The sequence below is a fragment of the Acaryochloris sp. 'Moss Beach' genome (assembly GCF_021497025.1).
Lineage (GTDB): Bacteria > Cyanobacteriota > Cyanobacteriia > Thermosynechococcales > Thermosynechococcaceae > Acaryochloris > Acaryochloris marina_A.
On the sequence record NZ_CP071717.1, the window covers coordinates 2,505,316 to 2,519,609 of the forward strand.

General features: G+C 49.4%; 13 protein-coding genes. 6 read left to right on the plus strand and 7 right to left on the minus strand.

The window, feature by feature from the left end; genetic code table 11:
- The 4 genes from HRE53_RS11610 to HRE53_RS11625 all read right to left on the minus strand — a co-directional run bounded on the left by HRE53_RS11610 (nt 1) and on the right by HRE53_RS11625 (nt 3,682).
- Nucleotides 1-588, minus strand: a complete 588-nt coding sequence (locus HRE53_RS11610) for a DUF3611 family protein (RefSeq protein ID WP_235110604.1) — start codon at nt 586-588, stop codon at nt 1-3.
- 6 nt (nt 589-594) lie between these two features.
- Nucleotides 595-1,788, minus strand: coding sequence for a Coenzyme F420 hydrogenase/dehydrogenase, beta subunit C-terminal domain (locus HRE53_RS11615; protein ID WP_212663577.1), 1,194 nt, complete (start codon nt 1,786-1,788; stop codon nt 595-597).
- 139 nt (nt 1,789-1,927) lie between these two features.
- Nucleotides 1,928-3,445: a Rieske 2Fe-2S domain-containing protein gene (locus HRE53_RS11620; protein WP_315876584.1), complete on the minus strand. Its 1,518-nt coding sequence runs from the start codon at nt 3,443-3,445 to the stop codon at nt 1,928-1,930.
- An 81-nt stretch (nt 3,446-3,526) separates the two neighbouring features.
- Nucleotides 3,527-3,682, minus strand: coding sequence for a hypothetical protein (locus tag HRE53_RS11625; protein ID WP_235110607.1), 156 nt, complete (start codon nt 3,680-3,682; stop codon nt 3,527-3,529).
- 206 nt (nt 3,683-3,888) lie between these two features.
- Between HRE53_RS11625 and HRE53_RS11630 the strand changes: the two genes are divergently transcribed.
- From HRE53_RS11630 to murF, 3 genes are all read left to right on the plus strand, one after another.
- A complete protein-coding gene (locus tag HRE53_RS11630) occupies nt 3,889-5,139 on the plus strand; it encodes a transposase (protein ID WP_235110608.1) in 1,251 nt (416 codons plus the stop codon).
- A gap of 65 nt (nt 5,140-5,204) precedes the next feature.
- Nucleotides 5,205-6,014, plus strand: a complete 810-nt coding sequence (locus HRE53_RS11635; RefSeq protein ID WP_212663580.1) for an HpsJ family protein — start codon at nt 5,205-5,207, stop codon at nt 6,012-6,014.
- 69 nt (nt 6,015-6,083) lie between these two features.
- A complete protein-coding gene (gene murF / locus HRE53_RS11640; RefSeq protein WP_235110609.1) occupies nt 6,084-7,433 on the plus strand; it encodes a UDP-N-acetylmuramoyl-tripeptide--D-alanyl-D-alanine ligase in 1,350 nt (449 codons plus the stop codon).
- Here the strand turns inward: murF and rph are convergent.
- Nucleotides 7,430-8,149 (minus strand): ribonuclease PH, encoded by a 720-nt coding sequence (gene rph, locus HRE53_RS11645; protein ID WP_235110611.1) that lies wholly within the window; start codon nt 8,147-8,149, stop codon nt 7,430-7,432. The two genes, murF and rph, sit on opposite strands and share 4 nt — an antisense overlap.
- A gap of 244 nt (nt 8,150-8,393) precedes the next feature.
- Between rph and HRE53_RS11650 the strand changes: the two genes are divergently transcribed.
- The gene (locus HRE53_RS11650; RefSeq protein ID WP_212663583.1) at nt 8,394-8,930 is read left to right on the plus strand and encodes a P-loop NTPase family protein; all 537 of its coding nucleotides are present in this window, start codon (nt 8,394-8,396) and stop codon (nt 8,928-8,930) included.
- A 16-nt stretch (nt 8,931-8,946) separates the two neighbouring features.
- A complete protein-coding gene (gene dcd / locus HRE53_RS11655) occupies nt 8,947-9,543 on the plus strand; it encodes a dCTP deaminase (RefSeq protein ID WP_235111096.1) in 597 nt (198 codons plus the stop codon).
- Nucleotides 9,544-9,554: 11 nt separating this feature from the next.
- Here dcd and HRE53_RS11660 read toward each other — a convergent pair whose 3' ends face one another.
- A complete protein-coding gene (locus tag HRE53_RS11660; protein ID WP_235110614.1) occupies nt 9,555-10,406 on the minus strand; it encodes a 2OG-Fe(II) oxygenase in 852 nt (283 codons plus the stop codon).
- A 56-nt stretch (nt 10,407-10,462) separates the two neighbouring features.
- Nucleotides 10,463-11,254 carry a cobalt-precorrin-6A reductase gene (locus tag HRE53_RS11665; protein WP_235110616.1) on the minus strand — a complete coding sequence of 264 codons (792 nt, stop codon included), beginning with the start codon at nt 11,252-11,254 and terminating at the stop codon, nt 10,463-10,465.
- Nucleotides 11,255-11,512: 258 nt separating this feature from the next.
- Between HRE53_RS11665 and HRE53_RS11670 the strand changes: the two genes are divergently transcribed.
- Nucleotides 11,513-14,218, plus strand: coding sequence for an EAL domain-containing protein (locus HRE53_RS11670; RefSeq protein ID WP_212663586.1), 2,706 nt, complete (start codon nt 11,513-11,515; stop codon nt 14,216-14,218).
- Nucleotides 14,219-14,294 lie beyond the last annotated feature (76 nt).

Sequence of the window (14,294 nt, forward strand, 5' to 3'; positions counted from 1 at the left end):
TTATCCTGTTGGGCGCTGTTGTGTTGTGCGCTGAAGCAGCCACAGAGACGCAACCACACCTGCAAACTGCCCAGCAATCGTATTAATACAAGCTTGAATCACAAATAGATCGATCGGTTCCACCAGTTGGTTGGGGTTCAGGCTAAACACTGCGACCCCCTGAGAAATGGCCTTGCCAATAATCGCACCGACAAACCATTCACCCCCAATCACCGTCACTAAAATGCCAATGAGATCCGTCAGCAGGACCATTTTCAGCAATCTCAGGGTAGCGGCTTTAGAGGGGGCATTTTCACTAGAAGGCGCTAAAAAACGACGGCCCCAGCGGGTATAGCGAAAACTCCAGAAAACGCTCACACCCAAGAGCAAAATTCCGGTCACCGTAAATAACAGTCCTAATCCGCTGATCGTATTGCCCGCCTGATTCGGATTACTAGCACGACTGAAAAAGGCAAACAGAACCGTTACTCCCGAGATGATGCCTAACACCGCCTTGATCCAGAAACTAATCCAGCCCACAATGCGGAATGCACCACCCAAATTCTTAAGATTGGGCGACCGGGATAGAGCGTCAGGCGGTCGGGTCATGCAGATTTAGTCCGGTAAGTCATATTGACTGACAATGCGCTTTGCGTATTCAGGCACATGGGCATCTACCTTATCAGGATAGTTACGCTTCACATACAGGTAGTTACGGGTAAAGTGCGAATCAATCGAGAACCGCGCATATTCTAAACCTCGGGGACCAATCTTGTCGATCACAACGCCCATCAGTTTCGCCGCCCACATGGGCAAGGTCACCCCCTTATCATAGGCAGGGATGCTGTTTTGCACCGCCGCATGGCGATCGCCTTCAGAAATTACAGGCTGGGTTTCCAGCTGATCCATCACCAGATCCAGCATTTCCTGGCCCGTCTCGTTGCGCACCACAATCCACTGCCAGCCGTAGGGAGAACCCATATAACCCACCACAAGATCCGCCAGGGAATTCGTGTAGTCAAAACAGCTCATGCAGGAAGGGGCAAAAATGTCTTTGAGTTTATTGGTCTTCAAACCAAAAAAGGGCACCATCTCAATCGACCCATCTTCATGCTTGAAGTGGATACGGAAGTCCTGCATAAATTCATAATGGACAACCGTTTCTGGGGAACGACTCGTGGTGTCTAAGAAGGTCTGCAACCCTGCTCGATTCACGTTGTCTACGCAGGGCGTCCCCAGCACATAGAGTTTCTCAAGCCCTAAGCTATCCTGAACCGACCGTAAAGCTTGGGTTTGGCACCCTACTCCAATCACACAGAGGCGCTTCATGCCCGACTGTTCAATCTGCTCTAGCACCGAGAGATTGGGAGATAGCGTGGGCTTATTCACCCGAGCCGCCAACACTTCTTCTGGGGTACGGGCAATAATCGGCTTGGGTTGAAATCGATCTTCATCCGTATTTTGGATACAGACAACGCCCTCAACTTTGCCCTGCTTCAGCAGTTCCATGCCGATGGTGCTGACAATCCCCGTCCATTGCGCCCCCGGAATGGGATCGACCTTGCGGGCCGTCATCATTTGGTTGCTGACCCCGAAGTACCAATCATCTTCGTTATCCAAGTCACGGCTGCGGCCATGGGCTTTTTCTTCCAGCTCAGCCACCTGCTGATTTAAGAAGGCACAGGCTTCCTTAACGTAGTGAATGTAGTAGGTATCGCAAAGACCACATTCACTACAGAGTTCTTTAGCCGGTCGGCGACTCGTGGATTTGAGGGCTTTGGCTTTTTTATGGGGTTGTACCGCAGTCATAGTTAAATTAGGGTTTCAGTACTCCGAAGCAAGCGCAAAGTACCGAATTGAATGGTTATCTCGCATTCCGATTGTAAACAGTTTCGGGACCGCACCCCAAGTCCCCCCAGTTTTTCCTTTGATGACTGATTTTTAGAGGTCAATCATTATGGGCATGATCAAATTCATAGACATAAAACATGCGGCTAAAGCGCTGGAGTAAATAGCCCCCTGTCGCTAACACCACACTGCAAAGCGCTAACTCCCAAAACTCAGGCGGGGGAGTCATTAAGAATAAAGAAGTATCAGAATGAGTGATGGCGTATAGGGCTTGCGATCGCGCATCCAGCATCACCCCCAATCCAAAACAAACCACTGCGCTAATCAACATCACGACTTTCAGTTGTTGAATCCGTTTCAAGGCTTGGCGGCAAACTTGGCAATCTTTAGTGTGGGTATGCCAAACATCAAAGAGCTGTTCTTTATCTCGCTGAGGGGGAGGGAGCTGGGGGTCACATTGCCAGGGAATCCCTCCGCCTGCTCGGGTTTTGATCCACTGCCGCAGGGCAATCACCATTTTGTCTTGGGGATTAGGGGTATAGACCGTCTCTAGCCAATTTCCCTGCTCCTGATGCCCAATTCGTTTTTCCTGATAGTGGAGAAACACTAAATCTTGATGGAGGAATAGGGGGGCCAATACATGGCCTAACCATTTCGGCATCGGCCAAGCAAAAAAGCCCAACCCAGGGGGCGCTTTCCCATCCTTATCTTTAATCAAGACTTGGCAGCCAATGTGGCGACACCAACCGGGACGAGTGGGACTGGCATAGAGTGCCAAAATCATTTGCCCCTCTCTCGCAAAAGTGGTTTCAATCCGCATATGACAAGGAGGCTGAAAATTGTGGACTGCCTTTCTTAAAATCGTATTGGAGACGGGTGTGATGTTAAAGGCAAAGCCTTCTTGAGTCGAGACTTCTCGCACCGCACTCATATCGTAATAATTGGCATCCCGATAGCGATTACCCATAATGCCGTGATGGGAGACAGGGACATGGGCCGGGTCCGCAATATTTTCCATAAAAAAGTCCCAGCCATAGGGCAAGTCTCGCACATACCAAAACAGCTTAATGGCCCGATCGGGCAACTCTTCTAGCTCCGGGATAATCCGAGGAGAACGCTCCTGGCTGAGGGACTGGGAGGCCTCACTATTATCTGGCCACACCCAAATTAAACCCTGCTGAACTTGGGTCGGATAGGCGATGGCACAAGATCGCGGATTGGCTCGATGCTGTTTAGCCGTCTCTAAATCCAGACTTTGAGGAATATCTAAGCAGTGGCCCTCACCATCAAATCGCCAGGCATGATACGCACACATCAAAGTGCCATCTACTTCGATCCGTCCTTCTGATAGCGTTGCGAGGCGATGAGGACAGCGATCTTCAAAACAATGCCATTCTCCCTGCTGATCATGCCAAATCACCAGATCTTTTCCCAATAGCTGAATGGCATGAGGGCTTTTCGGATCCAAAAACTCAACCACTGCCACTGGATACCATTGCTGTGTCCATTGAAATTGTTCAGGTGTAGCGGTTTCAGCTTCTGCAACGGAGGGGGCGGTCTCTACCTGCTGAGATGAATCGTGAGTGGGATCAAGGGACAAGCGGTTTTGAGTCGTCACTGTCTTAACAATTGCGCTCACAGCTAGGGTTTATCCTCCCCAATATAATCCTCAACGTTCAACGGGTTAATCGATTCACACCTAGCTCACCAACCCACCCATGCCTTTTGGCCCTGCCCCCTGTCCCTCATCTGGATTAAAATCGAGGAACCGCTTACCTCGCTTCACCATCAGTAAACCCAGAAGGATGGGAATGAAGGGCCTAGGTTTGACAAATGGCCAAAGAATGCGAATCATAATCCCCAGAAGCTTTGACAAGTATCCGAGGAATACTGAGCTCGATTTGTCTCCGGCTTGTTTAGCTGACCTCCGTCAGCCCCGCTTTTGACCGCTTCGTTCCACTCACAGTCAAAAGCAGAATATAAGGAGCGTGACCGCAGGAAACATATTCTAGGGAGTAAAGCTACATTCCCTAAATTTGTTAAAATCAACTTATGCTCGTAATGAACTACCGATACAGGATCTACCCAAATTTTGAGCAAGAACAGCAAATGCTGAGCTGGCTTGAGACGTGCCGCAGGGTTTTTAACTATGCCCTGCGAGAACGTAAAGACTGGATAAATTCTCGGAAGTGTCCAGCAGATCGATGCTCTTTGCAGTCCGAATATATCGTTGCGGCTGATGCCCTTTACCCTAGCTATTACGCTCAGAAAAAAGGACTGGCAGTCGCAAAGAAAGAGAATAACTGGCTTAAAGCTGTCCATTCTCAAGTATTGCAAGAGGTCATTGGACAACTGGATGGAGCATTTACATCTATGAAGGAAAGAGGTCACGGCTTCCCACGCTTTAAGAAGTTTGGGCAGTACCGATCCTTTCTCTTTCCTCAGTTCAAAAGCAGCCCCATCCAAGGTAGACAAATTAAGCTGCCCAAAATTGGGCTGATGCCCATTGTCTTCCATCGGCAAATACCAGATGGTTTTGCGATTAAGACAGTGCGAGTCATTCGTAAACATTCTGGGTGGTATATCTCCCTGTGCTTGGTGGCAGATGTGTCTATCCCAGAGGTGCCGCCTCACGGTCGGTCCATAGGTATAAACGTAGGGCTGAGCTATTTCCTGAGTACCAGTGATGGCGAACAGGTTGATAGACCTCGCTTTTTCGACAAACTTCACCGCAAGCTGGAATTGCTGCAACGATGTTTGAAGCGGAAGCAAAAACGGTCTAATAATCGTGCCAAGCTGATTCAGAGAATAGGGCGAGTCCATGAACAAATTGCGGCATCTCGGCTGGACTGGCAATTTAAGCTGGCTCATCACTTGTGTGACCAAGCTCAGATGATCTTTGCTGAGGATTTAGACTTCCGAATCATGGCAAAAGGCTTGTTGGGCAAACATACTCTTGATGCAGGGCTTGGGCAATTCCTGAATGTGGTTTTGCCTTGGGTTTGCTTCAAGCGTGGAGTTTACTATGCCAAGGTTGACCCTAATGGTACGTCTCAAGAATGCCCTGACTGTGGAGCCAGGGTAAAGAAAGACCTAAGTATGAGGATTCATGAGTGTCATGAGTGTGGGTCTGTAAAGCCTAGAGATGTTGCCAGTGGTCAAGTTATCAATGCCCGTGGTCTATCGGGTATTCAAACTGCAAGTGGACGGGATCTATCGGGGTATCAGGGGACTGATGCTAGACAAGACCGAACGAAGCTTGAAGAACTCAAGAGTAATCTTGAGAAGCCCGCGCTCTATGCGTCAGCATGAGCGTCAGGAGAAGTCACACTCGCTTATTCTCTATTTCGTTGTCCACCCTCAACCTAAAGTGACTCATGACCGTCTCTGAGAACCGCCCTAACTTGCCGCCCTCATCCCGGGTTCTGACCTTGGTGGGTCTGATTCTAATCTTGACCTTCTTTCTAGATTTTTTGGTCCGCTTGACTTCGCCCCAGTTAGGCAATGCAGAAGTCCAACTGACCCTACTCAATGACTTAATCGATCGCGGCGTGATTCCACTGATCGGTTTATCCCTGATTTATGCAGGCTTCTGGTTTCATTTATATACCAAGCCACCCCTCGTTGCTGACACTCAAGACGACAAAGAACTGAGGGCTGCTTGGCAAGACCCCAAGTTCTGGACCTTTGTCTTTGCCAGTCTCCTAGGGCTGATGTTTCTGCTGATTATTCCGTTTCACTATGCCAAAACGGGAGATGTGATTCAGAAGGCCCTCGATCAAGTTGACGCCGAATGGACTCGTAACAAAACCACCATTGATCAGCAGCTCAATCAGGTCAAGTTAGAAGAGCAACAATGGCAAGCCATCGGTAAAGACCCCACCCAGCTTGATCAGCTCCTGAATAATCCCCAGATGCCGCCCCAGCAGAAGGCCGCCCTCACCCAGCTCAAGAAAGACCCCCAGGTGCTGAAACAAAATGTGGATGCCCGGGTCAAGCAGCTCCAACAACAGCAAACCCAAGTCGCAGGACAGTTGGCCGATGCTGAAAAACGTAAAGCTGATGTGATCAAGCGGGCTGAAGGAGAACGCTCCATGACCCGTCTCCGAGCAGGGATTCGGGGTATCTTACTTGCGATCGCATTTGCCAGTATCGGCTGGACCGGACTACGAGACTCCTCCAACTAGGGCCATCAGAAGACGGCCCGCAAGGTTTAGGGGATAATGACTAGCAGTCTTTAGAACGCATCCTCTCCCATGACCTTGCAGGCTCACCTTGCCCAACTGATCGAGATTCTGTCCGCAGAGCCCCTTCATGTCTCTGATGCTTTAACCTCCCAGCAGGTTCAAGGCGTTAATACCGATACCCGCAGCCTGAAACCTAATGAAATTTTTCTCGCCTTCTCGGGAGAGAACTTTGATGGTCATCGGTTTGTAGAATCCGCAGTGCAGCAGGGGGCCATCGCCGCCATTGTCGATCACCCCATCGACGCAGCCATTCCCCAGTTAGTGGTTCCAGATACCCTCGTGGCCTATCAACGCTTAGGCCAGTGGTGGCGGCAGCAGTTTCAAATCCCGATTATTGCTATCACGGGGTCCGTCGGCAAAACTACCACCAAAGAGCTGATTTCCGCTGTCCTCGGCACTGCAGGATCCGTCCTCAAAACAGAAGCCAACTACAACAACGAAATTGGCGTTCCTAAAACCTTGTTAGGGTTAACGCCCAATCATGACTATGCCGTTGTGGAAATGGGGATGCGAGGACCCGGAGAAATCGCAGAACTATCTCAGATTGCCCAACCCACCATTGGCGTCATTACCAACGTCGGCACTGCTCATATCGGTCGTTTAGGGTCCAGGGAAGCGATCGCGATCGCTAAATGTGAGCTATTGGCCCAGATGCCCTCAGACAGTCTCGCGGTTCTCAATGCCGATAATCCCTTGCTGGTTGAAACCGCCAAAACTGTTTGGTCGGGGGCTCAAGTCACCTATGGCCTGGAGTCTGGTGATTTACGAGGACAGTTAGAGACTCAAACCCTACAGGTAGCGGGCCATTCCTTCCCATTGCCCCTACCGGGGGCTCATAATGCGTTGAACTATTTAGCCGCCCTAGCCATCGCCCAGCATCTCAACCTTGATTTAATGCCCCTACAGCAAGGTATATCGCTAGAACTCCCCTCCGGTCGCGCTCGCAAACTCACCCTGCCCAACAATGTGGTGGTTTTAGATGAAACCTATAATGCTGGCCTGGAATCAATGCAGGCAGCCCTCCACTTACTCGCTCAAACGCCGGGTGAGCGGCGCATTGCCGTCCTGGGACCCATGAAGGAATTAGGGGACTATGCCGCCGAACTCCATCAGCAGGTAGGTCACCTCGTACAAGAATTGAATATCGATCAGCTCTTGATCTTAGATGAAGGCCCCGAAGGGACCGCTCTTGCAGAGGGAGCCACATCTATTCCCACCCAGCAGTTTGCCGAACATCAAGCCTTAATGGACTATCTCGATCAACATATTCAGTCGGGCGATCGCCTACTGTGCAAAGCCTCTCACTCCGTCGGGCTAGACCGAATTGTTGACCATCTCACCCAAAGCCTAGTTCGTTAGGAAGCTAAAGCCTGACGTTGGGCTTCAATTAACTGTTGAATACCAAGTTCAGCGAGGTCCAACATTTGATTGAGCTGAGGCCGAGGCAAGGTACCTTCCTCGGCAGTCCCCTGCACTTCTAGCAGCTCTAACTGCTCCGTTGCCACTACATTCAAATCCACAGCAGCACCCACATCTTCGGGGTAATTAAGGTCTAGAAAGGACTGACCTTCTAGCAAACCCACGGAAACTGCTGCCACATGATGACGAATCGGAGATTGAGACAGCTCCCCTTTGTTCACCAACTGATTGACGGCATCCACTAGAGCGACAAATCCACCGGTAATTGCCGTTGTACGGGTGCCTGCATCTGCCTGTAAGACATCGGCGTCTACCACTAGAGTGCGCTCTCCTAAGGCCTGTAAATCGAGGGCTGCTCGTAAGCTCCGACCGATCAACCGCTGAATTTCTTGGGTTCGTCCCGATAATTTCATCAGTTCTCGGCGCTGCCGTTCTGGGGTCGCCCCCGGCAACATCCGATATTCTGCGGTTAACCAACCCTGGCCTGTGTCTTCTAAAAACCTAGGTACGCCAGGCTGCACAGAGACCGTGCACAGAACTTTCGTCTGCCCGCATTCTGCAAGTACCGATCCAGCGGCAAAGTGGGTATACTCTCGGTGAAACCGAATCGGTCGGAGCTGATCCGGTTGACGGCCATCAGGACGTTGCCAAGTCATGTATGCTAATTCTCAACTACACAGGAACTGGCATTTTCCACCTGCAAATACACAGTATGGGATAGCCAATTTAAGCCCCAATCAGCATACTCTAGTCATCGCCCAAAAGAAATCCAGGCTTAAGTAAAAGATTCTTTCAAAACTTAATACTTCCTATAAAAGTGTTGACGAATCCTATAGATATGGTGTTGACTATGGAGGAAAGTTACAGATGAACGCTACATCTGTTGTTAGCATCTAAACTATGGTAGCCCAGCTAGATACGCCGCCTCGCGCCTTCGACGCCCCATCACGCCACATCATCGAAGGCTTAGTCAAAATCTTTACCGCACCTCATCGCAGCTTTTTCACCTCGGTGATGGCACAAGCACTCCGGGAGGCTGGGCAAGGAACACGGGTACTCGTTGTCCAATTTCTGAAAGGGGGCATCAATATGGGCCACCACCACCCCATGCACCTTTGCCAAAACTTGGACTGGTATCGCTGCAATCTACCTCGCTGTATTGATACACCAGAGCTAGAGACCGATGAAATGCAGGCCATGGAAGATCTGTGGCAACATACGAAAACTGCGATCGCAGAGGGGGATTACTCCCTCGTCATTTTGGATGAACTCAGTTTGGCTCTCCACCTGAATCTCATCCCCGAATCAGAAGTCCTTTCGTTGATTGAGCAGCGTCCTCGGCATATTGATATGATTTTGACAGGGCCCAATATGCCCTCATCACTCATGGATGTCGCCGACCAAATTACTGAAATGCGACGCAACGTTTGCCCTTAGTCCGCAAGAGGTTTCTGTGATCAAAAATGATGCCTGGATCACCAGGATGGCTGCTCAAGGCATGATTAGCCCTTTTGAGCCCCATCTGGTCAGGGAAGTTGAAGAAAATCCAGGGGTATCTCAGCAAGTCATTAGCTATGGCTTGTCATCCTATGGCTATGATTTGCGGCTCAGCTCGAATGAATTTCGAGTTTTCCGCCATGTTCCTGGCACCATCGTTGATCCCAAACACTTTAATCCCGCTAATTTAGAGCCTGCGGACCTACATACCGATGAGAATGGCAGCTATTTTATTTTGCCCGCTCATTCCTATGGTCTAGGGGTAGCCCTAGAGCGTTTAGCAGTGCCTGAAAATGTTACCGTCATCTGTATCGGCAAAAGCACCTATGCTCGTATCGGTCTAATCGCCAATTTGACCCCAGCCGAAGCCGGCTGGCGTGGCCATTTAACCCTAGAGTTTTCTAACTCATCCAGCGCAGACTGCCGGATTTATGCCAATGAAGGGATTGTCCAATTACTATTTTTTGAAGGCGAGCCCTGTACCGTCAGTTATGAAACCCGTCAGGGTAAATATCAAGACCAAGATGAGCAGGTCACCCTGGCCAGGTTGTGACTCCCAGTTGATTAACGCCGAATCCAACCATTAATCGTAAAGCGGCTGTCAGCGAACGTGCGCGAGGGGCAATGAACCGGCAAGACTTCATGCATATAACGGCTGAGAAAAAAGACGATGCTGTTATTGCGAGGATCAACGGTTTGAAAGGAATCGGCTTCAACGTAAAAGTTGTTCTCAATTTTACTGTCGTACACCCGTAGCTCTCCCCCTGAGAAAGGTTTGGGATCCTTGTAGAAGTAGTAAACGTAAGTCAGCTCGCGAGTAGCTGTATCTGGACTACCGCTGTCGTTGTGCAGCTTGTAAAAGTTGCCATCATTATGGGACGTAAGCTGCGTTTCAATCTCAGAGGCTGTAAACACCGGCAGATTGAGTTCTTGCAACACCCCTGGCAAGACTTGTTCAATTCGTTTCATGATGTGATTGGCCAATCCGTCCACATTCGGCAGAATCATGGACTGTCGATAGTCAGGGGTATCCGTTGTAGTTTGGGTCGGTATAAAGGCAGATTCTCGCTGAATGGCTGTTTGGAGTAAGACCTGATGTTCAACGGTTGTTAAGAACTCATCCATCTGCACATAGGGAGATGGGATCACCTCCGCCGGGGCTGGATTGAGGTCTGACTGAATATACATGGGGGGTTCAGTCACCAAACCCACTAAATGTTGGCTAGAAAAGCAGAGCCCAGCATGACCAGCCTGTAACGGAATTTGGAACAATTCTGGGGGCCGTTCAGGGTGAGCCGCGGCCGAAACAGCCTGGAACAGACGCTGTAGCAGTGGGTCTGTAGACTGCAGATAAACCGTTTGATGGTGGCCCCCCTGGAGGAGCAATTCGACTTTAACAATGGAAGGTGTGGTCATAGCTGAGCGTATTTCAGATCATGGCAGCCCACATCAGCTGTCTGGCCTCCAATATTTTAGACTGGTTTCTGATGTAAGGCAGCCTGGCAAAATTGCACCGCTGTTTCCATATCGCTCGTCTGCTGAGGATAGGTCAATAGGGGACGCTTGATGATGATCAAGGTTACTCCCAACGCTTGCGCCACGCGACGCTTAATATCCTCGCCCCCCGGTTGACCGGATGCTTTAGTGACGACAACAGAGATTTGCCATTGCTGCCAGAGGGCTTTTTCCAGATCAAAGGAAATAGGAGGGCGCAAAGCAATGATGCGATCGCAACTAAATCCCGCCTCATCTGCCACCTGAAACGCCCGAGCACGAGGCAAAATTCTCGCAAATAATGTGCTGGTGGACTGGCATTCCTTAAATTGCGGGAGCCATTTACTGCCAATCGTTAGTAAAACCCTCTGTCCCTTCAGCGATAGCCCATTCACTAGTTGCGAAACGGTATCAACCTCCACCACCCAGGGATTTTGTGCAGCCGTATTATCAACCCCAGAGGACCGCTCAAATCGTAAGTAAGGAATCTGAAGCTGGGTTGATGCCTGTATGGCCAATTTCGAAATTTCCGTGGCATAGGGATGAGACGCATCCAAAATCACGCCAATTTCTTGATCTTGGCAAAATGTTTGCCAGGTGTGATCCGTCAAAGCGCCCGTACAAATTCTTAGGCTCAACGACGGAGGATACAGATCCTGAGCCGAGTCAGCCAGGGCCGTAACCACGCCAGGGAGGCCAGCACCATCTAACGCAGATGCTAACTGCACACTTTCGGTCGTCCCTCCAACTAGCCAAATTCGAGCAGGCATCTTCAGTCAATTGAGAGTAATTAGCTTTAACATAAATGAACACTGAGTCTATGAACAGACTGCTAAATCAATGCCTAAAGAAAAATGCACTTTAAATAGACTTTTCTGGGCATCCTAGAGATCAAGAACCAATTCGTTCTACCTCAAGGGGGAAACCTAGCAATAGGTTATGAGGTTGTCGATATCAATGCAGAAACTTAAAAAGAAGGCGCTGCTGTTACCAGCCTTTTTACAACTCTCAATAGACTTGAGTACGACTTGGTTGTGGAAATCAATCAGAAAAAACAGGCCCGACATTTGCTCCTTTTTGAGGACAAAGAAGGGCTAAGGTTGGTGCCTCTCGAGGCATCTTCACATTCTTTGGGGCGTGATCCAACCAATTCCATCGTGCTGCACTCAAAAGCAGTCTCCCGTCAGCATGCTTTATTACTGCGGGTGACCAGCTCTGATCCGAATAACTATGGCTTCTTACTTATTGATGGAGACTTACAAGGCCAACGCAGTACCAATGGCATTAAAATCAATGGGGTTAAATGCCGTTCACGCCGCCTCCAAGATCAAGATCTGCTCACCTTTGGCAACCACATTAAAGCCCGATACATTGCCGTAGTTCCTCAATCCGACGCAGAATTTGAGGAATATTGTCGTACCGCTGATCACGAAGCCCTCTTCACCCCTCCCGCCTCTCAATCTACCGTCGTCCCAGAACAACCTTCAGCCCTAGAAGAAGAAGGCCTGGATGAAGCTCCCCTGATCCGACTGGCCTCCTTCCCCGAAATTTCTCCCAGCCCCATGCTAGAGATTAATCTCGATGGGGAACTCACCTATCTCAATCCAGCCGCCGTCAGCGCCTTTCCAGAACTCCCTCTCCTGGGGATGCAACATCCAGCCTTAAACGGCCTGCTCAATTTCATTCACACCTCTGATACCAACATCCTGGTCCGGGAAATTACCGTTGCCGACAAGATGTATGAGCAATCCATTCACTTTATTTCCGAAAGTGATCTGATTCGCTGCTGCGTCTTTGATATTACGGAGCGCAAGCTGGCCGAAGCTGAACTTCGTAAACGCGATCGCTTGCTACAGAGTGTGGCTCAAGCCACCACCCATCTCCTTGAAAATGTCGGATACGACGCCATCGATACTGCTTTGGCGATTTTAGGAGAAGCCGCTGGTGTCGATCGCATTTGTATTTGCAAAAACCACACGCTACCAGACACTGGTGAAAGCGGTACCAGTATGCGATTTGAGTGGATTCGTTCATCCATAGAGTCCGTACGCCACCGTCCCCATAGACAGGAGCAAAGCTATCACTCGCCCCATCTCAGACGTTGGTATCACGCCTTAACGGATGAGGTCACTATTCGCAGCCTGGTCCAAGACCTGCCAGAAATCGAACAACAGGTCTTAGCTCAAGACAGTATTTTGTCGATTTTAGTAGTTCCAATTATTGTCAATCACCGATTTTGGGGATTTATTGAACTGCATAATTGCACCCGCGAATATCACTGGTCTCTGCAAGAAGAGTCCATTCTATTTGCCATGTCAGCCAGTATTAGCGCAGCATTACAACGACAGGACAAAGAAGAAATTATCCGCCATCAGGCCTTTCATGATGCCCTCACTGATCTGCCCAACCGCGTCCTCTTCAACGACCGCCTGAATATCGCCTTAGCAGCCGCCCAACGGAACAATGGCAGTGTTGCGGTCATGTTTATGGACTTAGACCGCTTCAAGTTAATCAACGACACGTTAGGGCACTCCATCGGTGATGAGCTTCTCCAAGAAGTGGCACTCCGCCTCCAAGATTGTTTGCGAGATGGAGACACGGTCGCGCGGTGGGGTGGGGATGAATTTACCGTTCTCTTACCTAAAATTGAGTCCGTTAACGACGCCATTAACACGGCCTATCGAATTTTGGATGCCCTAAAAGCTGCATTTGTCATCCGCAGACATGAATTGTTTGTCACCACCAGCATTGGCATTGCCATCTATCCCGAAGATGGCCAAGAAGCAGAAATTTTGCTGCAAAATGCGGACGTTGCCTTATATCGCAGTAAAGAGCAGGGCCGGGGCACTTGCCAGCTGTATAACCCAACGATGAATGCCAAAGAGCAATTCATTCTAGAAAACAGTTTGCGTCACGCCTTAGATCGGGATGAATTTATTCTTCACTACCAGCCCAAGGTCAATATCTGTACCGGTGAGATTGTCGGCCTAGAAGCCCTTGTGCGCTGGGAACATCCAGAAATGGGCTTAGTCTCACCCGCCACTTTTATTCCAATTGCGGAAGAAACCGGCTTAATTGTGGAGTTGGGAGAATGGGTATTAAGAACAGCCTGTCAACAAGCCGTGCTCTGGCACCAAATGGGATTAGCGCCTTTATCCGTTGCCATCAACCTATCTGCTCGCCAGTTTTATCAACCGAATTTAGTTGAAATTGTGGCTCAGGTCCTAGAAAGTACTGGCTTAGATCCACAACAACTCGAACTGGAAATTACAGAAACCATTGCGGTTAAAAATATGGACTTTGCAAAGTCCATTCTCTGTAATTTGCAAGCGCTGGGTGTCTACATCGCCATGGATGATTTTGGCACCGGCTACTCTTCCCTCAATTATCTCAAGCAACTCCCCTTCAATACCTTGAAGATTGATCAGTCCTTTATTCAAGATTTAAAGCCTGCATCTAAGGATATAGAAATTATCAATGCAGTCATTGCCTTAGGCAAAGGCCTCGATCTGAAAGTGGTTGCCGAGGGTGTCGATAATGAAGAACAGCTAGAACTGCTCAGGTCCCTAAATTGTGAAATTGTCCAAGGCTATTTATTCAGTCGCCCCCTGAGTGTGGATAGCACAACAGATATTTTGCAAGCGAATTGGCTCCAACGCAATCAGCCTCAATCCATGTTGCGAACCTTAGTATCTGGTCCAGAGTTAAGTCAATCCACTTCTATGCAGACCTAGACCCACTTTATCGCTGACCAGCATAAATCTATTATCACAAAAACCGTCATAAATGATGGACGATTAGTCGGGAAAT